This window comes from Solwaraspora sp. WMMA2056 (assembly GCF_030345095.1).
In the GTDB taxonomy this organism is placed as follows: Bacteria; Actinomycetota; Actinomycetes; order Mycobacteriales; family Micromonosporaceae; genus Micromonospora_E.
This window is the reverse complement of record NZ_CP128360.1, coordinates 6,739,599-6,760,837: the sequence shown is the minus strand read 5'-3', so window position 1 is coordinate 6,760,837 and position 21,239 is coordinate 6,739,599. Positions and strand designations below refer to the sequence as shown.

Here is a 21,239-nt window from a genome sequence, read left to right as displayed (position 1 = left end):
GAGAGCAGCCGGCGCCGACTAGCAGGGAACGAAGCCTGTGATCGTACTCGCTCCTGACCCCCGGGCCATTCGCGCGGAGAGTCTCGACGAGCTGCGTCGGCTCCGCCTGCCACTGCCTCCGGACGGTTTCCCCCTGGTCTGGGAGCCGGGCGACGGCGTCGAGCTGCGGCCCACCCCGGAGATCGAGGCCCGTACGGCGATCCTGCACCTGGTGCTGGCCCGCTGCTTCGGCATGCCCCCGCAGGCCGCGATGAGCTGGCTGCTCAACTCGCACCTGGTGGAACTGGTCACCGCGCCGGAGTGGCAGTTCGTCATCGGCGGCCGGGGCGACCACCGGTCGTTCGTCCTGCACCACGACGCGATCTTCGCCCTGGCCTGGGTGCTGGGTCTGACCCGGCACCTGGACCCGGTCGCCGCCTCGGACGAGCGGCTGATGGCGCTGCTACCGAACCTGCCGGCCGGCGAGACGTTCGCCCAGTGGCGGTCGCGGACCCTGGTCGCTCCTCGCGACGCGGCCGAGGCGGCGGTGCTGCTCGACTTCTACTACTGCCTGGACTGGGGGTACCTGGAGGCGGAACGGCGGGGCGATCCACTGCCCGGCGTGGTGGACGCCAACGCGATCGGGCAACGACGCTGGGCCCTGGAATGGGCGGTGATCTTCCACGGTCCGTACCACGACCCGCCGGCCGGGTGGGAAGAGGTCGATCTGTCGACCTGACCGACCGCGCCCGGTGGGAACGCTCAGCGCAGCCGGTAGGTGGTCAGCCGTACCGCGACGGTGACCTCGACCGGATCGGGCAGCGCGGCCGCTACGGCCGGAGCGGTGTGCCAGGCGCTGGGCCCCATCTGGACCACCGCGTCGGCGTCACGGTGGCTCAGCGTCAGCCGGTCTCCTACCGTCCGTCGGGACACCTCGGCGAAGTGCCGGTCCAGCGTGGCGGCCAACCGGTCCTCCTTCGCCGGGTCCACCCCGAGCAGCCCGAGCGCCCGGACGAGCTCACCGAGATGCTCCGGCAACGGCGTGACCACGATCAACGTCCCGCCGGGACGCAGCACCCGGGCGAACTCGGCGCCGTTGCGCGGGGCGAACACGTTGAGCAGCAGGTCGGCGCAGCCGTCGGCCACCGGCAGCCGACGCCAGGTGTCACATCGGACGGCGGCGGCCGCCGGATGGGCGCGGGCGGCCCGCCGTACCGCCGCCTTGGAGATGTCCAGCGCGAGCCCGACGCCGTCGGGTAGCGCGTCCAGCACCGCGGCCAGGTGGAAACCGGTGCCGGCGCCGGCGTCGACCACCAGCGGGGCGGCTCCGGCCGTCGGTCCCGTCGGGTGCGGCCGCGCGGTCGCGGCCCGGACCAGACCGGAAGTGATCGCCGCGAAGTGGCCGGCGCGCAGGAACTCGTCGCGGGCCGCGATCATCTGCGCGGTGTCGCCGGTGTGCGGTACCCGACCGGTGAGCAGGTCGACCTGCCCGTGCCGGGCCACGTCGAAGCTGTGCCGGGCGGCGCAGCGCAGCGTCCGGCCGGCATCGTCGGCCCCGAACGGTCCGTGGCAGACCGGGCAGCGCAGGTACGGCAGCACGTCGGCAAGCATCCTGGTCATCCTGCCGGCCCGCGCCCCCGCCGGTACGGGCGGGTCGACCTACTACCCTCCAGCCATGACGGTTGTTTCGTTGGCGGAGATCGTTCGGGCGCCGAAGGCGTTGTTGCATGATCATCTGGATGGGGGGTTGCGTCCGGAGTCGGTGGTGGAGTTGGCCGATGAGGTGGGTCATGTGTTGCCGGTGTCGGATCCGGTGGAGTTGGGTCGGTGGTTCGTGTCGGCGGCGGATTCGGGGTCGTTGGAGCGGTATCTGGAGACGTTCGCGCACACGGTGGCGGTGATGCAGACGGAGTCGGCGTTGTTCCGGGTGGCGTCGGAGTGTGCGGTGGATCTGGCGGCGGACGGGGTGGTGTACGCGGAGGTGCGGTTCGCGCCGGAGCAGCATCTGTCGCGGGGGTTGGGTTTGGGTCAGGTGGTGGAGGCGGTGGTGGCGGGGTTCGCGGACGGGTGTGCGCGGGCGGCGGCGGCGGGTCGGGTGGTGCGGGTGGGGACGTTGTTGACGGCGATGCGGCATGCGGCGCGGTCGCAGGAGATCGCGGAGTTGGCGGTGCGGTACCGGGATGCGGGGGTGGTGGGGTTCGACATCGCGGGGGCGGAGGCGGGGTTTCCGCCGACGCGTCATCTGGATGCGTTCGAGTATCTGCAGCGGGAGAATTTTCATTTCACTATTCATGCGGGTGAGGCTTTTGGGTTGCCGTCGATCTGGCAGGCGATTCAGTGGTGTGGGGCGGATCGGTTGGGGCATGGGGTGCGGATTGTGGATGATGTGGAGGTGGGTGCTGGTGGTGCGGTGAGGTTGGGGCGGTTGGCGGCGTATGTGCGGGACAAGCGGATTCCGTTGGAGTTGTGTCCGTCGTCGAATGTGCAGACGGGGGCGGTGGGGTCGATTGGTGAGCATCCGATCGGGTTGTTGCGTGATCTGCGGTTCCGGGTGACGGTGAATACGGACAACCGGTTGATGAGTGGGACGTCGATGTCGCGGGAGATGTGGTTGTTGGTGGAGGCGTTCGGGTGGGGGTGGTCGGAGTTGCGATGGTTGACGGTCAACGCGATGAAGAGTGCGTTCATCCCGTTCGACGAGCGGTTGGCGATCATCGACGACGTGATCAAACCGGCCTACGCGAAGCTGATCGGCTGACCCGGGTGATGGGCTGAGTCGCGACTCGGGGTGCGGCCCGGCGGTCCGACGAGTGGATCGAGGGGTGCCGTCGACAGATGGTGTGCTCGGTGGACTGTGGTGACTCATCTCACCGGCGGTCGTGCCGGCACCGGTCGCCGGATCCACCGTTCGGGCCATCGGGGCCCGCCGCCCGGTTGGCGCCCCGGCGCGGTTCGCCGAGATATCGGCACGTCCTGAGGGGTGGCGACGCGGGGGGAGCGAGGGCGTACGATGGCTCGTCGCACGGTCGTGGGCGGGGCTGTCCCGCAGACGATCCAGCGGGAAGTGGTGATTACTGAGAGTGCTCGCTACAGTGCGAATTGTTGTTGGCCGGGATAACCATCGGATCACACTCGCGGTGACAGACCACCTGGGCTTTCTCTTTGCGTGGTGTCGTGATGGAATCTCGGGGGTCCGATCCGCCCGGGTCGGCCGATGGGCGGTGCCCGGTGCATCCCGCCGGCACCGATGAGGAGGGCGGTGACGTGAGCGAGCGGCCGAAGACGGCAGATTCCTTCCTGTCGCGTCTCCGCCGGCCGGTGGGCCGGCTCAATGATCTGCCGATCTGGTCGAAGCTCGGTCTGATTATGATCGTGCCGACCCTGGCCACGATCGTCGTCGGCACCAATGGCCTCATCGACCACCTGGAGACCGCGAGCAACGCGTCGCAGGCGCGCACGCTGTCCACTCTCGCGGCGGCCTCCGGCGACCTGGTGCACGACCTGCAGAACGAGCGGGCCGCGGCGGTGCTGCTGCTGGGCACCGAGAACGCCGAGCTGCAGGAGCGCTACCTCGGCGTCTACAACGCACTGCACGGCGAGGTCGAGCAGGCCCGTACGCCGTACTCGCAGCGCCGTGCGGAGCTGACCGACCTACCGGTCAACTTCCGCAACCTGCTCTCCCGCATCGACCAGAACCTCGCCGACCTGCCCGGCGTGCGCAGCCAGGTGGTCAACAGCGCCACCGCCGACGGGACCTTCCGGCTGACCGAGGCGGCCCGCGCGTACGAGGTGCTGCTCAGCGACCTGCTCGACATCCGCGACTCGGCGGCCCAGCTGGCCAGCGACACCGAGCTGAGCGACCACATGCGGGCCGCCGCCTCGCTGGCCCGCAACAAGGAGTTCCTGTCCCGGGAGCGGGTGGTGGTGCTCCGGGCGTTCAGCCAGGACGCCCTGACCCCCGCGCTGCGGACCGACTACATCAGCACCCGGGCCGGCCAGTCCCAGTCGCGGCAGAGCTTCGAGGCCGCCGCCACCCAGGACGACCTGGAGTTCTACAACCAGACGGTGGCCGGTCCGGCGCTGCGGGAAGCCGACACCTACGGCGGCTTCATCCGTGGCCAGAGCGAAGAGTCGATGCGGGACACGCCCTTCGACGCCGACGCCTGGGACGCGGCGCTGATCGGGCACGCCGACCTGATCCGCACGGTCGAGCAGAAGATCGACAGCGACGTCGTCAACGAGGCCACCATCCTGCGCGACGAGGTCCAGCAGCAACTCCTCGTGGAGACGATCCTGCTGCTCGTCGTCCTGCTCCTGGCGATTCTCTTCGCCGCCCTCGTCGCCCGGTCGATGGCCCGCTCCCTGCGGGAGCTGCGTCAGGGTGCGCTCGCGGTCGCCCAGTACGGCCTGCCGCAGGCCGTCGCCCGGCTGCGCGACCCGCAGGTCACCGCCCAGACCTCCCCGGTGCAGCTGGCCAACCAGATCGCCGAGCCGCTGCCGGTGCGCAGCAAGGACGAGTTCGGCCAGGTGACCGAGGCGTTCAACGCCGTCCACCTGGAGGCGGTCCGGACCGCCGCCGAGCAGGCCGCGCTGCGGTCCTCGGTGTCGACGATGTTCGTCAACCTGGCCCGTCGGTCGCAGATTCTGGTCGACCGGCTGATCGGCCACCTCGACCGGTTGGAGCGCGGCGAGGAGGACCCGGACCGGCTGAGCGAGCTCTTCCAGCTGGACCACCTGGCCACCCGAATGCGGCGAAACGACGAGAACCTGCTCGTTCTCGCCGGCGCCGACTCCACCCGGGTGCAGCGCGAACCGGCGGCCCTGATCGACGTGCTCCGGGCCGCGCAGTCCGAGGTCGAGCACTACACCCGGATCGAGTTCGGAGTCGTCGACCGGGACATCGAGGTCGCCGCGCACGCGGTCAACGATCTCGTGCACCTCGTCGCCGAGCTGTTCGACAACGCGACCGCGTTCTCGCCGCCGGACTCGCACGTCATGGTCGAGGCCCGTCGGGTCGGCGACCGGGCCGCCCTCTACGTCGAGGACCGCGGCATCGGCATCAGCGGCGACCAGTTGCGTGACCTCAACGAACGGCTGGCCAACCCGCCGATGGTCGACGTCGCGGTGTCCCGGATGATGGGCCTGGTCGTGGTCGCCCGGCTGGCCAACCGGCACGGCGTGAAGGTCGAGCTGCGCCCAGCGACCGACCGCGGCACCATCGCCGACGTCACCCTGCCGACCGCGGTCCTGATTCCTCGGGCGCTGGCCGGCCGGACCGGCCCCGGCGCGTTCGGATCCGGCGGTACGGAAGCCCCGGCGCTCGCCGGCCACCAGCAGTTCGGTGCACCCCTCGCGTTGGAAGGCGGCGGCGCGCCGGGCAGCGGCCTGCTCGGTGGCCAGCCGAGCGAGCCGCCGGCACCGGTCGGCCCGCCACCGCGCCCGTTCGAGCCGGCACCGATCAACGGTGGCGCCACCAAGCCCGCGACGCCGCGACCGATGCCGGCCTGGTCCGACCTGACCGGGGCGACCAACGGTACGAACGGTGCCAACGGTGCCAACGGCGCGGAGATGCTCAACGCACTGCCGACCAACGGCCAACGCACCGACCCGCTGCCGCAACGTCGCTCGAACGACCACTGGACGGTCGACGGCGAGGTCACCGGTGCCGCCCCGACCAGCGGTGTCCCGCGTCAGATCCCGGCGTCGCCGGAGACCCACGGGCAGCCGAGTCACCACCCGGTGAGCGGTCAGCCGTACGTACCGCCGGTCTCCGCACCGCCACCGGTGTCGGTCCCGCCGGTCTCCGCGCCGCCGGTCCGCCCGTTCTCCGCGCCGCCGGTACCGCAGACTCCGGCGGCCCAGCAGCCCACCGGCTACCAGCAGCCGAACGCCTACCAGCAGCCCACCGGCTACCAGCAGCAGGCGCCGTTCCAGCGGCCGGCGCACCAGCAGCCGGCACCGCCGCAGCAGCCGGTCGGGCCGCCGCAGTCGGCCAACCCGCCGGGTGCCGCACCGCCCGCCTGGCCGCCGGTCGCGGCCGACCGCGACGCGGTAGCCCCGCCGGTGCCGGAGAAGCTCGCCGCAGCCCTGGACATGACAGCGGAACTGCCGAGGGTCGCCCGTACCAGCGGCGACAACTCGGTGACGGCACCCCACCCGGTGGTGACGCCGCAGAAGGCGGGGCCGAAGAAGTTCGCGGACGAGACCATGGAGTTGCCGATCTTCCGCGAGCTGGAATCGGCCTGGTTCCGCACCCGCCGACCCACGGCCGAAGAGGCCCGGGCCGCCGCGGCGGCGATGATCAAGCCGTCCGGTGCCGGGGCCACCTCCACCGCGACGACCCAACCGATCGCCAAGGTGGACACCAGCCGACCCGCGCCGCCGGAGGCAACCACACCCACACCCGCACCCGCACCCACCCCGTCGGGAGCCGGAGCCGGCAACTCGTCGCTGCCCCGGCGTCCCGAGCCGGTCGCCGCAGCGTCGCGCTCCACCGGCGGTGGCGGTGGCGGTGAGGGACGGACCGGGAGCTGGCAGACGGCCGCCGACGACGGCTGGCGTGCGGCGAGTGCCGCCGCCGAGGTCTCGGTGGAGGAAAAGACCCAGGCGGGACTCCCGAAGCGGGTTCCGATGGCGCAACTGGTACCTGGTGGCGTAGAGAAGGCCACAAGTTCGGTGCAGCGTCGTACCCCTGAAGCGGTCCGTGGGCTATTGTCCGCGTACCACCGTGGTGTGCAACGCGGCCGGACACAGCCCAAGGACGACCACTCGACCAACCCGGGGGCGACCCCGGGAGGGCAGCAATCCTCGCAGGCTGGCAAGGAGCATGAGGGATGACAACTACGCAGGATCTCGGTTGGTTGCTGGCCAACTTCGCCGACCGCGTACCCGGGGTCGCTCACGCGATTGCGGTGTCGGCGGACGGTCTGCTCCTGGCCTCGTCCCGGGACCTTCCCCGGGACCGGGCCGACCAGCTCGCGGCCATTGCCTCCGGCCTGGTCAGCCTCACCCAGGGCGCGGCCCGCTGCTTTGAGGGCGGTGCAGTGCTGCAGACAGTGGTCGAGATGGACAACGGCTTCCTGTTCCTGATGTCGATTTCGGACGGCTCGTCGTTCGCGGTGCTGGCCGCCCGCAGCTGCGACGTCGGCCAGGTCGGGTACGAAATGGCGTTGCTCGTCGACCGCGTCGGTGACGCGCTGACCCCGGCGCCCCGCACGGCCGCCGGAATGCTGGGCTGACCGCACGGACGAGGTCGGTGCCGGTCCCCCTGGGCCTGCGCCGGCCGGTAGGAAGAACTGAACACTACGAGCTCCCGACGGGTGGGGCTGTGGCAGGACGAGAGGGGGTGACGGCAGATGACCGAACGTGATGAACCTACTGGCGCGTTGGTCAGGCCGTACGCCGTTACCCGTGGTCGTACCCGGCCAAAGCTGGAAATCGCTCTCGAGGCTCTCGTGGAGACAACGGTGCGTGGCCGGTCCGCAGGTGCCACAAAGGGCGGCACGGGCCGGGAGCACCAATACATTGCCGCGCTGTGTGACGGCCGGCTGCAGTCGCTCGCGGAGATCGCGGCGCGGATGCAGCTTCCACTCGGAGTAGCCCGGGTCATCATCGCGGACATGGCCTCGGACGGCCTGGTCGCGGTGTACGAGCCGACATCCCTGGACGACACGAACGACGCGGTGGGCACGGAACTGCTGGAGAGGGTGCTGAGTGGACTTCGCAGGCTCTGACATGGCGCACCGCCCCATGGCCGGGCGAGTGACATCGGCGAAGATCGTGATCGCCGGTGGGTTCGGCGTCGGCAAGACGACGCTGGTCGGCTCGGTCTCGGAGATCACGCCACTGACCACCGAGGCGATCATGACCTCGGCTGGCGTGGGCGTCGATGACACGCGACAGGTGCCGGGCAAGACGACCACGACGGTCGCCATGGACTTCGGACGGATCTCGATCGACCGGGACCTCATCCTTTACCTGTTCGGCACGCCGGGCCAGACGCGTTTCTGGTTCATGTGGGACGAGCTGGTACGGGGAGCGATCGGTGCCGTCGTGCTCGTCGACACCCGTCGACTTGCCGACTGCTTCGCGGCGATCGACTTCTTCGAACATCGTCGGCTGCCCTACCTGGTGGCGATCAACTGCTTCGACGGCATGCAGTACCACGATCCGCAGGACGTACGGGACGCGCTGGCGATCTCCAGCGACGTACCGGTCGTGCCCTGCGACGCGCGGAACCGCGAGTCGACGAAGCACGTGCTGATTTCGCTGGTCGAGTACGTGCTGACCATGCGTCGTCAGCGTGCTGTCGCCCCAGCCTGACCGGTCTCCGGTCGCAGCTTCCGCCACCGTCACCGGCGGCACCTGACAGGTGCCGCCGGTACCGGCGTTTCACCGTCCAGGGTAGGCCGAGCGACAGCGGTCCGCGTCGGCCGGCGACGCGGTGCGGTAGGCCGCCAGCGTGTCCAACGACCGCGTGTCCAACGACCGTGTCCCAACGACCGTTGGCAGGCGAGAAGGCCCCCCTTGGGTGAAGGGGGACCGTTTTCTGCGCGCTGTGCGGTGCTGTCCGGTCGGGTCAGGACCGGTTGCCGGCCGGACGGTACTCGAACTCGCGGCCGTCGCCCTGACCACTCTGGTCGCGGCTGAAGTCCCAGCCCCCGGCCGCTTCCCGACCCGGTCGACCGCCGACGGCGTACCCGCCGATCTCCTGCCCCCGCCGCCAGCCACGGAAATAGCCGTTCGTGTGCTCGGCGATGCTCGCGGCGTCCCGGACGATCCGTAGTGGGCGCTCGTCGCGCAGTGGTGACCCCGGCACCAGGTTCGCCTGGGGCACCCGCTTGGGCAGACCGGCATGCGTCTCGGTCCCGGTCGCCGGTCGGGCCGCCTGCTCGGCGGCGCGCCAGCCGGTGTCCATCGGAGTGGAGAAGTCCACGCCGTCGCCCTCGGGATGGCGGACGAACCACGCCGACCGCGCGGCGGCGAAGATCAGTAGATCACCGTCGCCCTCATCGGCCACCGGCGGAGCGCTGAGCGGCTCGACGGCCGATCTGCGGCCGCGGCCGTAGTCGGGCTGCTGACCGTCGACCAGGCGCAGCGGCGCGGCATCCACCGGCAGACCGCCCGGCGGGCGGGAGTAGTCGTCCGGTCGGCGCTCGGCCATCGCCGGCTCCACCAGCCGCAGCATCGGCGGCTCCGGTGGGAGATCGTCGGCCAGCCATGGTGGCTTCACCCGCCCGGTGCTGCCGGTGTCGGGCAGTCCCAGCCCGCTGCCGTCACCGGGTCGCGGGTAGGCCGTGTGCTGCTGATCCGGCTCGCCGGACTGACCGACGAGCGGCCAGTTGGACCGGGAACCCGGGGTACGCGGCGTGCCGTGGTCCGGGTGGCCGTTCGGCACCGGCAGGCTGTAGTCCGTCGCTGAGAACCCCCCGGTCGGTGGTTCGGCCAACGGCGAATGCGGCCGCGGCGGGCCGGAGGCCGGGATACCGGACAGCGGCGTACCGGAGACCGGGCTGGCCGAGACCGGGCTGGCCGAGACCGGGCTGGCCGAGACGGGGCTGCCGGAGACCGGCGTCGTACCCGCCGGGGGAGCGGACATCGGCGCCGCGCTGGGCGGCCCCCCGGCCGGGCCGGCCCCGGTACGGGTGTTGGGTCGCGGCACGATCGGGGTGGGCCGTCGCTGGGCGCGGGCATCGTTGATCGCGGCGGTCGTGAGCGTCGCCCGGAACGGCTCGCCGGCGTCCACCGGGGCGATGCCCGGGCGCTGTGCGGAGATCGGGGTCATCCCCGGCGGCGGGGGCGGTGCGGAGACCGGTCGGTCGGCGGCCGGGTCGGCCGCCGCGCGGCGGCCGACCGGGGCCAACGGCGTCAGCGGTGCCGGCGCGCTCGGCGGCGGTGCGACCGGAGCCGGTGCGACCGGCAGCGTCGTCATCGGCTGCGGTGAGGTGGTGGAGGCGCCGACCGGCTGGGGCCGGGCCCGCCGGCCACCGGCGGGGGTACGGCTGGCCGGGCCGGCCTCGCCGGAGCCGGGCACCGCGTGCAGGTTGGGAGTGGCCGGCTGGTCGGCGGCCCGCCGGACCGTCCGCCGGGCACTGAGCGGCGTGGGGTCGGTGACCCGGGCGGCCAGCGTGGCGATCAGCGCGTCGGCGGCGGCGTCGCAGGACCGTACGGCGGCCACGGCGTGCCGGACGGTCTCGGCGGTCGCGGAGGTGAGCGCCTTGTTGACGGCCGTACGGCGAGGTGATTCGACGATCGCGACCCGCAGCGCGGTGACAGCGGCGTCGATGGTGGCGCTGTCGGCCACGCCGTCGGCGGCCAGATGCGCGGCGACCGCGTCGGCGGCGACGGACAGCTCCCGGTTGCGGGAACTGGTGCCGCTGAGCATGCCGGGCTCCGGCAGTGCGTCGAGCACCGCGAGGGCGACCGGCTCGGCGGGGTCCGGGTAGGCGCGCAGGGCTGCCGGATACAGCTCCCGTAGCACCTCGCGTAGCGCGACCGCGGCGGCCTGGCGACCGTTGGCCAGGGCGGCGTGTGCGGCCAGCACCGGCTGATAGGCGACGAGGTCGCGGGAGACCGGCAACGGGACGGCGTTGATCGCTCCGGCCTGCAGGGCCCGGGCGAGCCCGACAGCGAGCCGCTGGGCGGGTGGCGCGGACATCTCGTCGAGTGACTCGTCGTCGGCGAACCGCTCGGCGTAGTCGTCGGCGGCATCGTCGTCGGCGACAGCAAGTGGTCGGCCGGCGGCGGTCAGCAACGAGGTCACCAGGTGGTCGTCACTGTCGGCGGCGATCGCCGCCCCGCCGGGCCCGCTGGCCCGCTCGATCAGCAGTCCGCTGAGCCGGGCGTAGCCGGCAGGATCGTCGCCGATGTCGCAGATGTCGAGCAGCCGGCCGGCATCGTCGACGACGGCAGCGGTCAGGGCCGGCCAGGCCGGAGCCGACCGGACAGACCGGTCCGCCGATACCAGACCGCAGTACACCCGCACGAGCGCCACCGCGCCGTCCTCCTCCCGGACACCTGCCATGTGCCAAGGACTGATGCTCCCTGGTGAGGGGTCAGTCGCGCCAGTCCGTAGCGGCAGAGATCTTGCCGATAATCGTGCGCCAACCGAGACTTGCGGTTTGTGCCCCGATTTTCTTCAGTCGCCGGCGCGCCATGAAGCCCCCGATGCCGCCGTCAACCGTCGACCTTAACGCCTCGTCAAGATCGTCCAGGCTGGATCCGGCCGAGAGCATGTCGAGCACTGACGGCATCCGCAGCGCGTACGCCAGGTCCCTGGCCACCTCGCCGGACTGGATCAGCAGCGCCGCGTCCCAGGTGTCGTGCCCGCCCCGCAGGTTCTCCACCACGAGATCGAGCTCGTAAGTGTCCTCGGGCAGCGCTGCGACGTCCGCCGGCTCCAGGCGGTCGACCAGCTCGGTCCAGGTGTCCAACTGGGCGAGGTCGTGGGGTGCGCCGGAGCGGACGAAGCTGACCAGCGCCTGCGGGGTCTTGAACAGCAGCAGCTTGCCGCGCTGGCTGAGGAAGACCGGTACGTCCTCGCCAAGGTCGGCGTCGTCGTCGGCCGGGTCGTCGTCGGCCTCGTCGCTCGCCGCGTCGGTCCCGGACCCGCGTCGCTCGCCACGGGCGCGTTCCTGCTCGGCGGCTTCCTCCTCGGCCAGTTCGGCGGCGAACTCCTCGTCGAGGATCACGACGGTCTCGTCGTCGTCGTCCTCGGCCTCGGCGGCCCGTCGACGGGCCGCGAACGGGTCGTCCTCTTCGCGTTCGGAGATGTCGGTGGGGGTCAGCAGGGTGGCCGGGCGGTAGGCCCGCAGGGTGAGCCCGACACCGGCCGGCAGCGCGATCTCCACCGGGTCGATCCGGACATCGGCCCACAGCGACCGGTCGCCGGTGGCCGTCACGACCGGAGCGTCCTCGGCGTCGTCGAGCGTGTCGTCCGTCGCGGATTCCAGGTCGTCGGTGGGTCCGAGGTCGTCGGCGGGCCCAGGATCGGCAGCGCCCGGTTCGACTGATCCGGCGGCGAGCCGGTCGGCATCGGGCTGGTTCGGCGACTTGGCCACGCTGACCTCCGTTTGTGTTCCGGTGACGGCGCCCGAACCCGGACTGTCGGGTGGGTGACTCTGCGCACACCCTAGTGGGAAGCCCGCCGGATGGCGTGCCCGCACCCCGCCCCGCCGTCAGTTGGTCGCCGTCAGGTAGCCACGTTCGGCGGTCTGCTGCATGATCCACTGTTCCCGGTACCAGCCGGGCCGGTCGACCAGCCCGGCGTGGCTGCCGCGCTGCGCGATCCGACCAGCCGCCAACACCAGGATCTCATCCATCGATTCCAGTCCGGCCAGCCGGTGGGTCACCAGGACGACGGTCCGCCCGGCGGCGGCGGCCAGCACATCGGCCAGCACGGCGTCGGCCATGGCCGGGTCGAGACCCTCGGTGGGTTCGTCGAGGACCAGCACCGCCGGATCGACCAGCAACGCCCTGGCCAGCGCGAGTCGCTGCCGCTGACCGCCGGAGAGCTGGCTGCCGACCGCGCCGACCATCGTCCGCCACCCGTCCGGCTGCTCCCGGACCCAGTCGAGCAGGCCGGCCGCCGCGCAGGCGGCGGCGAGCTCGGACTCGGTCGCCGTCGGTCGGGCCAGCAGCAGGTTGTCGCGAACTGTGGCGTTGAACACGTACGCCTCGGCGAGCAGCCCGCCGACCAGCCGGTGCCGCCGCCCGGCCGGTACGTCGGCCAGGTGGGTGCCGTCGACGGTGATCCGCCCCTCGTGCGGGTCGACCGCCCCGGTGAGTACGCCGAGCAGGGTGCTCTTGCCGGCGCCGCTCGGCCCCACCACGGCGACCCGCCGCCCCGGCGGCAATCGCAGGTCGAGCCGGTCCAGCGCCGGTACGGTGCCGGCGCGGTAGCGCACCGACACGCCGTCGAGGGCGACCGCCACGCCCGCCGCCGGGGCCGGCCGGTCACCGTCGCCGTCGGACTGCCCGCCACCGGCACTGTCGACCGGCTCGCCGACCAGCTCGGCCACCCGTCGCAGCCCGCCGCGCAGCTGCGCCCACTGGCGGGCCGCCGCGACCAGCGCCAGGCACATCTCGACGGCCGTCAACGTCCCGACGGCGAGTACGCCGACCAGCACCCCGGCCACGCCGTCGCGCACCGCGACGACGGTGACCGTGGCGGCGGTCGCCCCGGCGACGAGCACCCCGACACCGTCGACCGCCCAGCCGGTGACGGCCAGCCGCCGTTGCAGGCCGGCGAGCTCCCGGACCCGGCGCGCGGTCCGGTCCAGCGCGGCGGCGGTGCCACCGAACGCGGCCAGGTCGGCCGCGCCGTACGTCAGGTCGGTGCTGTCGGCGGCGAGGTGCCCCCGCAACGGTGCCACCCGGTCGGCGGTGCGCCGGGTGAGCAGCGTGGCGACCGCTGGCAGCCCGATACCGGCCACCGCCAGCCCGGCGGCGAGCACCAGCGCGGCGGCCGGGTCGACCACGGCCGTACCCGCCACTGCGAGCGCCGCCACGCCGGCGGCGGCTGCCCCGGGCACCAGCACCCGCAGCAGCAGGTCCTGCACGGCCTCGACGTCGGACACCAGCCGGCTGAGCGCGTCGCCGGAGCGGTCGGTGGCCGTCTGCCGGCGGGCGGCCAGCGCGCGGAAGATCCGGAACCGTACCTCGGTGACGACCCGCAGGGTGGCGTCGTGCCCGGCCAGACGCTCGGTGTAGCGCAGCACGCCCCGGCCGATCGCGAACGCCCGTACCGCGACGATCGCCACGGTGACGGTGTCCAGCGGCGGCTGGCCGGCCGCGGTGATCAGCAGCCACACCGCCGTCGCCATCAGCGCCAACGCGGCGATCTCGGTCGCCGCCGCGAGCAGCCCGGCGCCGACCAGCCGACCCAGGTACGGCCGGGCCAGGGCCAGCACGGTCAGCTCCGGCGGCCGGTCACGGCGTGCTCCGGCGGCCGCGTCGCGGTGTGGCCCGGTGGCCGCGTCGCGGTGTGGCCCGGCGGTCACGAGGCCGCTCCGCTGAGGTGCCGGGCGCTGACGCGGCCGGCGTCCAGCCGGACGACCCGGTCGACACCGTCGATCAGGGCCGGGCGGTGCGCGACGATCAGCGCGGTCCGCCCGGAGATCAGTTGCCGGGAGCCGGCCAGCACTGCGGCTTCGGACTCCCCGTCCAGCCGGGCGGTCGGTTCGTCGAGCAGCACCACCGGCGAATCCCGGAGGAAGGCCCGAGCCAGTGCGACCCGTTGCCGCTGCCCACTGGACAGGCCATGGCCGCGTTCACCGAGCCGGGTGTCGAGGCCGTCCGGCAGTGCGGCCACGACGTCGGTCAGCGCGGCGGCCTGTACGGCGGCGGTCACCTGCGCCGGTGGCGCGTCGGGTGAGCCGAGCCGGATGTTGTCGGCCACTGACGCGGCGAACAGGTGGGCGTGCTGCGGCACCCAGGCGAGCTGTCGGCGCCACTGGTCGATGTCGAGCTCGGTCAGGTCGACCCCGTCGACGGTGATCCGCCCGGACGTCGGGGCGACGAAGCCGAGCAGCAGATGCAGCAGGGTGCTCTTGCCGGCACCACTGGGCCCGACGACGGCGATCCGCTCGCCGGCCCGGATCGTCAGGTCGACGTCGTGCAGCGCGGTGGTGCGTCGATAGGCGACGGTGACCGCCTCGAACCGGATCTCGGCCGGGGCCGACCGGACGACGGCCCGTGCCGCCGCCCCGACCTGGTCGACAGTCGCGTCCCCGACCTGGTCGACAGTCGCGGCCCCGGCCCGGTCGGCACTGGTGCCGGCGTCGGCGTCGGCGTCGGCGATGAGGGTCAGTGCCTCGTCGAGGACGGTCAGGCCTTCCATGCTGGCGTGGAACTTGCTGCCCGCCGCCCGCAGCGGCAGGTACGCCTCCGGAGTGAGCAGCAGCACCAGCAGCGCGGTGGACAACGCCATTCCGCCGGTGAGCAGCCGGAGCCCGACCGGGACGGCCACCAACGCCACAGCGAGGGTGGCGACCAGCTCCAGCACCAGGGCGGAGAGGAAGGCCACCCGCAGCGTGGTCATGGTGGCGACCCGGTGCCGGTCGGCCATCCGGCGTACCACCTCGGCCTGGTCCCGCTCGCGGCCGAAGGCCCGCAGCGTCGCCAGGCCGGCCACCATGTCCAGGAAGTGGCCGCCGAGCTGGGTCAGCCGCCGCCACTGCCGTTCGGTCGCCGCCTGGGCGTGCCAACCGAGCAACGCGCCGAAGATCGGGATCAGCGGCAGGGTGACCGCGACGATCAGCGCGGAACTCCAGTCGGCGAAGACCAGCCGGGCCAGTACGGCGACCGGCACGGTCACGCTCAGCACCAGTTGCGGCAGGTACCCGGTGAAATAGCCGTCGAGGGCGTCCAGACCCCGGCCGGTCAGGGTGGCGAGCTGGCCGGCCCGCTGCTCGGACACCCAGGCCGGCCCGCGCCGGTGGATCGCCGTGAACAGGTCGACCCGCAGCTGCGCGGTGACCGTGGCGGCGGCGCTGGCGGCCAGGACGCCCTGCGCCCAGCCCAGCGCGGCCCGGCCGGCGACGCTGGCGAGGAACCCGCCGAGGGCGGCCCGGTCGAGTTCACCCTGGGCTGCAGCGGCCAGCACCGTGGCGAGCGTCGTCGCCTGGGCGATGATCAACACCGCGGCGAGCACCCCGAGCAGGCCGAGCGCCGCCAACGGCAGCCGGGCAGCCGGCACCTGACGCAGCAGCCGGGGGTCGAACGGGCGGCGGCGTGGCGAACCGCCGGCTGCGGTGGCGGGAGCCGCAGGGCTCGTCATCGACGTCAACCGGCCAGGTACAGCGAGACCGGCATCAGCAGCAGCGCGGCGGCGAGCAGGCTGGCCGCCGCCGGCCGCAGCCGGGGTGCCGGAGCGTCGCCCAGCAACCGCTGCACCCGGGCGTCGAGATCCCGGTCGGCGACCGCGAGTACACCGGCCGGGGTGATCCGGTCCGTCGTGGCGGCGAACCGGCGCAGCGCGGCGGCGAGCGGTGCGTCGGTGTGCTGGCGGCGGGCCTTGTCGTCGGCACGCATCTCGACCAGCAGCGCGACCGCGTCGTGCGCCGCCCGCAACCACCGCAGCCGGGGCAACGCCCGGCACAACGCGGTGAACGGCAGCAGCACCAGGTCGTGCCGTTCGTCGGCGTGCGCCCGCTCGTGGCTGAGGACGGCGGCGAGTTCACCCGGACCGAGCAGGTCGAGCGCGCCGGCGCTGACGACCACGGTCGGGCGTACCCCCGGAAGGCAGTAGGCGGCGGCGCTCGGGTGGTCCAGCACCAGGGCCCCGGGCGCGGCCGGGTCGGCGCGCCCGACCAGGGCGAGCAGGTCGCGGTGCCGCCGCTGCGCCCGTACGGCGGCCAGCAGGCTGCGCACGGTGGAGCCGAGCAGTACGACGGCGATCGCGCCGGCGGCACCGACCAGCGCCAGCCGCAGCGGGCCCTGCCCGACCGGGAAGGCCCCGGTCGGCCAGCCGTGGCCCCCTACGAGGTGGGCGACGGCGGTGGCGAGGTCGCCTGCGAAGAGTCCGGCAGCCCGGCCGGGGCCGGTGCCGTACGGCGCGAGACCGACCGCCAACGGCAGCCCGATCGCGGCGAGCCCGACCGCGAGGCCGAGCGCCTGCCAGCAGAGGATCGCCACCCGGGGGCTGCGCCACGTCCAGCCGGGACCGCACCACGTCGACCGGGTGAGCGCCTGCGCGGCCAGGTAGCAGGCGATGATCACGGCGGCGAAGTGCACGGCGTACGCCATGGTCGGCTCAGCCCTGCCGCTCGGCCGCCTGCGCCTGGTCGGTGAGGGCGGCCCGGAGCACCTCGGCTTCGGTGCCGGTCACCGACCTGGCGAAGCGGACCAGGGCCGCGTCGCGGCTGCCGGCCAGGTCGAGGGCGTCGAGCATGAGCTGCGCGATGTGCGCCTCCCGGCTCGCCGCCGGCTGGTACTGCCAGGCCCGACCGGCCCGTTCCCGGCTGACCATGCCCTTGCCGGCGAGCCGGTCCAGGACGGTCATCACCGTCGTGTAGGCCAGGTCACGCTCCTGCAGGGCCTCGGCGACGTCCCGTACGGTGGCCGGCCCGGCCGCCGGGTCGCGGTCCCACAGCACGTCCATCACCGCGCGTTCGAGGTCGCCGAGTCGCGTCACCGGTCAAGCCTACCGCCGGTAGTAGATGGCAGCTCAGCGGGCCGGCGACGGTGCCGGGCCCGCCCTGCGCCGCGTGCCGGGCCCGGCCGGCCACCCCGGTGGGCTGCCACACCCGTGCATCATGGACGGATGGCCCCGCCGCGTCAGATCTTCGCCGTCTCCGGGATTCTGCACCCGCCACCGGGATATCGCGTACCCCGACGGAGCGCCCTGTTGGAGCACGCCATCTCGCTGACCGGGGTTCCGGTCGCCAAGGTCTGCCTGGTCCCGACCGCCGTCGGCGACGACCCGCAGACGATCGGGTCCTTCTACGCAGCCCTCGCCGACGCCGATCACGCCGTCGCGTCGCACCTGCAACTGTTCCCCCGGCCGAACGTCGACGACATCCGGGCGTTCCTGCATGACCAGCACCTGATCTGGGTCGGCGGTGGCAGCGTGGTCAACATGTTGGCGGTGTGGCGGGCGCACCGGGTCGACGAGATCCTGCGGGAATGCTGGGACGCCGGGGTGGTACTCGGCGGCGGCAGCGCGGGCAGCCTCTGCTGGCACGTCGGCGGGCTGACCGACTCGTTCTCCGACCGGCTCGACCCGGTGACCGACCTGCTGGCGATGCTGCCGTACAGCAACGGGGTGCACCACGACCTGGCCGAGCAGCCACGCCGGGCCCGCTACCTGGAGTGCGTGGCCGCCGGCCGACTGCCGGCCGGGTACGCCACCGACGACGGGGTCGGCCTGCACTACGTCGACACCGAACTGGCCGAAGCGGTCAGCTGCCTGCCCGGTGCCGGGGCCTACCGGGTCGAGCCGGGCCCGCAGGCCGGGACGGCCGTCCAGCGGCCACTGCCGACCCGCCTGCTCGGTACCGCCGGCTGACGGCGGGCGGCGGCTATGCCGCGACCCGCCGGGACTCGTGCAGCCCGGCGCGCAGCTCGTCGTCGCTCATCACCAGGTAGACCAGCCCGCAGTCGGCCGGCCCGGTGGCGCCGGGCAGGCAGAGCGTGCAGGGTTCGCCCGGCCGGATCGGGCACTTGGCCTCGGGACGTCGGTGTTTCACCTGCGCTGTCATGGCACCATCGTCGCCGCCGGCGTCCGTGCGGCGGCAGGGCCGAACGGCACCTCGCGGTCCGGACCTGCGGACCTACGTGCCGGGTGTACGCGGCCGGCGTACGAGGTGCGGCACCGTACTACGGTGCCGACGGCGGTGGACGTGCCGCGCGACGGCGGTGGACGTGCCGCGCGACGGCGGTCGATGGAGAGGACACGAGGCGTGGGTGCAGGGGCGAGCTGGACGTTGCGGGACCATGCCGGTGTGCTGCTGGCCGACCTGGCGGTCACCGACGGGGACTTCCCCTGGCTGTACGCCACCGTCCGGCCCACCGGGGCGTTCGCGCCGTTGCGGCCGATCTTCGACGCGGAGCTGCGGGCGCTGCGAGTGGTCGAGGACGGCCCGGACGACGGTGCCTGGGATCGGGCGTACCAGCAGGTGCGGGCGGCGGTCGTGCTGATCGACCCGGACGGGGTGGCGGTGCCGGAGTTCCTGCTGCACATCGACGGCGACCAGGCGTGGTGGCGGTGGATCGACGAACCGTTCGACGACGACGAGGACGACGACGGGCACGGGGAGGACGACGACGGGGACAGCGGCGCTGCCGGCCCCGACGCGGCGGGCGACCGGTGAGGCATCCGTGGATCGCGGCGCTGCTGACGTTGACGCTGCTCGGTGCCTGCGCCGGGCAGTTGCCGCAACCCGGGCCGCAGCCGCCGGACCACGACTGGACACCGACCCCCTCGCCGACCCCGCTGCCGTCGGTGGAGCCGTCCCCTGACTGCCCGGCCTCCGGGGCGCTGCTGAGCCTGGGCGAGGTGAACGCCGCGATGGGGCTGCGGGTGCTGTCGATCTGGCTGGTCAACTGCGCCGACGAGCCGGTGCACGTCGACGGCTTCCCGGAGATCGTGGTGCTCGACGAACAGCGGCAACCGCTCGCGGTCGAGGTCGTCGAAGGTGCCGAGGTGATCGCCCGGGTCGAGAGCCTGGCCCGCAGCCCGCAGCCGGTCACGGTGCTGCCCGGCCAGCGGGCGGCGGCGGCGCTGGTCTGGCGCAACACCGTCGACGACGTACGGGTGCCGCCGATGCACGGCACCTTCCTGCGCGTGGCGCCGGGAGTCGGCGTACCGGCGCAGGTGCTGGAGCCCGACGGCGGTCTCGACATCGGCACCACCGGTCGGGTCGCGGTCAGTCCGTGGGCGCCGGCCGACTGATCGGCGCGCCGTCGGTCAGCGCGGCGACCAGTCGTTCGCCGGCCGGCCAGGGGCCGTAGCCGCTGGCGGTCTCGATGTGCCCGGCGTCGCCGGCGTCGTACAGTTCGGCGCCCCAGTCGGCGGCGTAGCGCGCGAACTCCTCGACCGTCGTGTACGGGTCGGTGCGGCTGGCGACCAGGACGGTGCGAAACGGCAGTCGCTGCCGGGGGACCGCGTCGGCGTACAGGTCGGTCGGGTCGTCCGGGCCGGGCCGCCACCCCGGGTCCAGATACGGCGGGGTGACCAGCAGGGCGGCGGCCACCGGGCCGTGGTGGCGCGCCGCCCAGTGCACCACGGTCAGGCAGCCGGCGCTGTGTGCGATGAGCACCGCCGGTTCGTCGCTGGCGGTGATCGCCGCGTGCAGTGCGGCGAGCCGCTCGGCCAGCACGTACGGCGGTCCGGGCGGCGGCGGTGCCCACCGGTAGCCGGGGTTGGCCGCCGCCCACCGGTTGAGCCAGTGTTCGGGGCGGGGGAACCCTCGGCCGGGGACCAGGAGATGGCGGACCATCGATCGAGGGTACGCCGGTCCGGCGTTCGAGGCCGCCGCCCGGCCGGGCCGCCCAGGGTGTCGACCCTGGACGGCCCGGCACGGTGTTGGTGCCGGCGGTCAGACCAGCCGCAGCGTCGGGTACGCCGCGAAGACCGCGTTGAGCGGGGCGAAGTACGTCGTACCGCCGGTGGTGCAGTTTCCGCTGCCGCCGGAGGTCATGCCGAGCGCGACGGTGCCGGCGAACAACGCACCGCCACTGTCACCGGGCTGGGCGCAGACGTTGGTCCGGATCAGGCCCCGGACGGTGCCCTGGGGGTAGGTGACCGAGGCGTTGACGCCGGTGACCGAGCCGGAGCGGACTCCGGTAGTGCTGCCGCTGCGGCGGACCGACTGGCCGACGTACGCGTTGCCGACCGAGGTGATCGACTGGCTGCCGGGGTAGAGGTAGACCGCGCCGGGGCGGGCGATGCTGTTGTTGGTGTACTGCACGATGCCGTAGTCGTTGCCGGGGAAGCTGGAGACCACCCGGCTGCCGAGCACGGTGCTGCGGCTGGAGTTGGCGTACCAGGTGGCGGCGCTCGCGGTGCAGTGCCCGGCGGTGACGAAGTAGTTGGCCGTGGAGGTGCGGACGTTGAAGCCGAGGGAGCACCGGGAGCCGTTGCTGCCGTAGATGGCCTCGCCGCCGGCGATCATCAGGCTGAACTCGCCGTCGGTGTGTTCCAGCCGGGCGGCGTCGCCGGCAGCGGCGACCGCCGCTTCGACCAGGGCCAGCCGGTGGCCGGTGACGGTGCTGTCCACGGTGACCACGACCTGGTTGACGGCCAGGTCGATGGCGCGGGCGGTGCCGACGAAGGCGGCGGCCCGTTCGATCCGGGCGGTCACCGCTTCGAGGTCGGCGCTGCTGTAGGTGACGGTACGGGCGACGGCGCCGGCCTGGCGGGCGGCCCGGGCGGCGGTGGCGTCGGTGACGGTGACGACCATCCGACCGGTGGCCTCGTCGAGGTACGCCCCCGCTGAGCGGTCGCCGAGTTCGGCGCTGATCTCGGCGGCGGTGTCCGCCCCGGCGGCGAACAGTGGTACGGGTGCGGCCTGGGCCGCCGACGGCCAGAGGGCCATTCCGACGAGCAGCAGCGGGGCGGCGAGGGTGGCCGCGGCGCGCTTGACGGGGGTGCTGATGGCTGGCACGTGCGCCTCCTGTGGTGTGGGGGTGCGTGCGGTACGCCGGTCGGCGTGCCTGGAGAGGGGTGCGGTACGCCGGTCGGCGTGCCTGGAGAGGGATGGGCAACTTTGACTATCCATCTCCCTCGATCTCGTGCCCCAAAGGCTCCCATCCCAGCC

19 protein-coding genes are annotated in these 21,239 nt (G+C 73.2%); 9 read left to right on the top strand and 10 right to left on the bottom strand.

All coding sequences use genetic code 11. The features are described 5' to 3' along the window. Nucleotides 1-37: 37 nt before the first annotated feature. Nucleotides 38-718, top strand: coding sequence for a DUF4272 domain-containing protein (locus tag O7608_RS30725; RefSeq protein ID WP_289207866.1), 681 nt, complete (start codon nucleotides 38-40; stop codon nucleotides 716-718). A 23-nt stretch (nucleotides 719-741) separates the two neighbouring features. Here O7608_RS30725 and O7608_RS30720 read toward each other — a convergent pair whose 3' ends face one another. Next, nucleotides 742-1,590 (bottom strand): putative RNA methyltransferase, encoded by an 849-nt coding sequence (locus O7608_RS30720; RefSeq protein WP_289207865.1) that lies wholly within the window; start codon nucleotides 1,588-1,590, stop codon nucleotides 742-744. A 64-nt stretch (nucleotides 1,591-1,654) separates the two neighbouring features. Between O7608_RS30720 and O7608_RS30715 the strand changes: the two genes are divergently transcribed. The 5 genes from O7608_RS30715 to O7608_RS30695 all read left to right on the top strand — a co-directional run bounded on the left by O7608_RS30715 (nucleotide 1,655) and on the right by O7608_RS30695 (nucleotide 8,301). Beyond that, complete coding sequence (locus O7608_RS30715) at nucleotides 1,655-2,737, top strand: adenosine deaminase (RefSeq protein WP_289207864.1); 1,083 nt, start codon at nucleotides 1,655-1,657, stop codon at nucleotides 2,735-2,737. A 506-nt stretch (nucleotides 2,738-3,243) separates the two neighbouring features. After that, nucleotides 3,244-6,816, top strand: a complete 3,573-nt coding sequence (locus tag O7608_RS30710; protein ID WP_289207863.1) for a nitrate- and nitrite sensing domain-containing protein — start codon at nucleotides 3,244-3,246, stop codon at nucleotides 6,814-6,816. Continuing rightward, nucleotides 6,813-7,217: a roadblock/LC7 domain-containing protein gene (locus O7608_RS30705; protein ID WP_289207862.1), complete on the top strand. Its 405-nt coding sequence runs from the start codon at nucleotides 6,813-6,815 to the stop codon at nucleotides 7,215-7,217. Before O7608_RS30710 ends, O7608_RS30705 begins: the two co-directional genes overlap by 4 nt. Nucleotides 7,218-7,334: 117 nt before the next feature. Beyond that, complete coding sequence (locus O7608_RS30700; RefSeq protein ID WP_282225544.1) at nucleotides 7,335-7,712, top strand: DUF742 domain-containing protein; 378 nt, start codon at nucleotides 7,335-7,337, stop codon at nucleotides 7,710-7,712. A 1-nt stretch (nucleotide 7,713) separates the two neighbouring features. Then, a complete protein-coding gene (locus O7608_RS30695) occupies nucleotides 7,714-8,301 on the top strand; it encodes a GTP-binding protein (RefSeq protein WP_123605491.1) in 588 nt (195 codons plus the stop codon). A 256-nt stretch (nucleotides 8,302-8,557) separates the two neighbouring features. Here O7608_RS30695 and O7608_RS30690 read toward each other — a convergent pair whose 3' ends face one another. The 6 genes from O7608_RS30690 to O7608_RS30665 all read right to left on the bottom strand — a co-directional run bounded on the left by O7608_RS30690 (nucleotide 8,558) and on the right by O7608_RS30665 (nucleotide 17,113). Continuing rightward, complete coding sequence (locus O7608_RS30690; protein WP_289207861.1) at nucleotides 8,558-11,002, bottom strand: serine/threonine-protein kinase; 2,445 nt, start codon at nucleotides 11,000-11,002, stop codon at nucleotides 8,558-8,560. Nucleotides 11,003-11,033: 31 nt separating this feature from the next. After that, nucleotides 11,034-12,038, bottom strand: coding sequence for a SatS C-terminal domain-containing protein (locus tag O7608_RS30685; protein WP_289207860.1), 1,005 nt, complete (start codon nucleotides 12,036-12,038; stop codon nucleotides 11,034-11,036). A gap of 117 nt (nucleotides 12,039-12,155) precedes the next feature. Continuing rightward, on the bottom strand, nucleotides 12,156-13,979 hold the full coding sequence (gene cydC, locus O7608_RS30680) for a thiol reductant ABC exporter subunit CydC (protein WP_289207859.1): 1,824 nt from the start codon (nucleotides 13,977-13,979) through the stop codon (nucleotides 12,156-12,158). Next, complete coding sequence (gene cydD / locus O7608_RS30675) at nucleotides 13,976-15,757, bottom strand: thiol reductant ABC exporter subunit CydD (RefSeq protein WP_289207858.1); 1,782 nt, start codon at nucleotides 15,755-15,757, stop codon at nucleotides 13,976-13,978. The genes cydC and cydD overlap by 4 nt, the downstream gene beginning before the upstream one ends. A gap of 5 nt (nucleotides 15,758-15,762) precedes the next feature. Then, nucleotides 15,763-16,725: a M56 family metallopeptidase gene (locus O7608_RS30670; RefSeq protein ID WP_289207857.1), complete on the bottom strand. Its 963-nt coding sequence runs from the start codon at nucleotides 16,723-16,725 to the stop codon at nucleotides 15,763-15,765. 7 nt (nucleotides 16,726-16,732) lie between these two features. Continuing rightward, entirely contained in the window at nucleotides 16,733-17,113 is a 381-nt protein-coding gene (locus O7608_RS30665; protein ID WP_289207856.1) for a BlaI/MecI/CopY family transcriptional regulator, read from the bottom strand. A gap of 129 nt (nucleotides 17,114-17,242) precedes the next feature. Here O7608_RS30665 and O7608_RS30660 point away from each other — a divergent pair, with 129 nt between their 5' ends. Then, on the top strand, nucleotides 17,243-17,986 hold the full coding sequence (locus O7608_RS30660; protein ID WP_289207855.1) for a Type 1 glutamine amidotransferase-like domain-containing protein: 744 nt from the start codon (nucleotides 17,243-17,245) through the stop codon (nucleotides 17,984-17,986). 13 nt (nucleotides 17,987-17,999) lie between these two features. Here O7608_RS30660 and O7608_RS30655 read toward each other — a convergent pair whose 3' ends face one another. Further along, nucleotides 18,000-18,179 (bottom strand): DUF6767 domain-containing protein, encoded by a 180-nt coding sequence (locus O7608_RS30655; protein ID WP_282225551.1) that lies wholly within the window; start codon nucleotides 18,177-18,179, stop codon nucleotides 18,000-18,002. A 201-nt stretch (nucleotides 18,180-18,380) separates the two neighbouring features. Between O7608_RS30655 and O7608_RS30650 the strand changes: the two genes are divergently transcribed. Continuing rightward, on the top strand, nucleotides 18,381-18,791 hold the full coding sequence (locus tag O7608_RS30650) for a hypothetical protein (protein ID WP_289207854.1): 411 nt from the start codon (nucleotides 18,381-18,383) through the stop codon (nucleotides 18,789-18,791). Then, nucleotides 18,788-19,372: a DUF4232 domain-containing protein gene (locus tag O7608_RS30645; RefSeq protein ID WP_289207853.1), complete on the top strand. Its 585-nt coding sequence runs from the start codon at nucleotides 18,788-18,790 to the stop codon at nucleotides 19,370-19,372. The genes O7608_RS30650 and O7608_RS30645 overlap by 4 nt, the downstream gene beginning before the upstream one ends. Here O7608_RS30645 and O7608_RS30640 read toward each other — a convergent pair. After that, nucleotides 19,347-19,919: an RBBP9/YdeN family alpha/beta hydrolase gene (locus O7608_RS30640; protein WP_289207852.1), complete on the bottom strand. Its 573-nt coding sequence runs from the start codon at nucleotides 19,917-19,919 to the stop codon at nucleotides 19,347-19,349. The genes O7608_RS30645 and O7608_RS30640 overlap by 26 nt on opposite strands. 99 nt (nucleotides 19,920-20,018) lie before the next feature. Further along, complete coding sequence (locus O7608_RS30635) at nucleotides 20,019-21,017, bottom strand: S1 family peptidase (RefSeq protein ID WP_289211105.1); 999 nt, start codon at nucleotides 21,015-21,017, stop codon at nucleotides 20,019-20,021. Between the last annotated feature and the right edge of the window lie 222 nt (nucleotides 21,018-21,239).

What these genes read in the sequence shown, in the direction of transcription:
- O7608_RS30705 (WP_289207862.1), top strand. Translation starts at nt 6,813, where the DNA reads ATGACAACTACGCAGGATCTCGGTTGGTTGCTGGCCAACTTCGCCGAC.
- O7608_RS30700 (WP_282225544.1), top strand. Translation starts at nt 7,335, where the DNA reads ATGACCGAACGTGATGAACCTACTGGCGCGTTGGTCAGGCCGTACGCC.
- O7608_RS30635 (WP_289211105.1), bottom strand. Translation starts at nt 21,017, where the DNA reads ATGGCCCTCTGGCCGTCGGCGGCCCAGGCCGCACCCGTACCACTGTTC.
- cydD (WP_289207858.1), bottom strand. Translation starts at nt 15,757, where the DNA reads ATGACGAGCCCTGCGGCTCCCGCCACCGCAGCCGGCGGTTCGCCACGC.
- O7608_RS30715 (WP_289207864.1), top strand. Translation starts at nt 1,655, where the DNA reads ATGACGGTTGTTTCGTTGGCGGAGATCGTTCGGGCGCCGAAGGCGTTG.
- O7608_RS30670 (WP_289207857.1), bottom strand. Translation starts at nt 16,725, where the DNA reads ATGGCGTACGCCGTGCACTTCGCCGCCGTGATCATCGCCTGCTACCTG.
- O7608_RS30640 (WP_289207852.1), bottom strand. Translation starts at nt 19,919, where the DNA reads ATGGTCCGCCATCTCCTGGTCCCCGGCCGAGGGTTCCCCCGCCCCGAA.
- O7608_RS30660 (WP_289207855.1), top strand. Translation starts at nt 17,243, where the DNA reads ATGGCCCCGCCGCGTCAGATCTTCGCCGTCTCCGGGATTCTGCACCCG.
- O7608_RS30655 (WP_282225551.1), bottom strand. Translation starts at nt 18,179, where the DNA reads ATGACAGCGCAGGTGAAACACCGACGTCCCGAGGCCAAGTGCCCGATC.
- O7608_RS30720 (WP_289207865.1), bottom strand. Translation starts at nt 1,590, where the DNA reads ATGCTTGCCGACGTGCTGCCGTACCTGCGCTGCCCGGTCTGCCACGGA.
- O7608_RS30690 (WP_289207861.1), bottom strand. Translation starts at nt 11,002, where the DNA reads ATGGCAGGTGTCCGGGAGGAGGACGGCGCGGTGGCGCTCGTGCGGGTG.
- O7608_RS30695 (WP_123605491.1), top strand. Translation starts at nt 7,714, where the DNA reads ATGGCGCACCGCCCCATGGCCGGGCGAGTGACATCGGCGAAGATCGTG.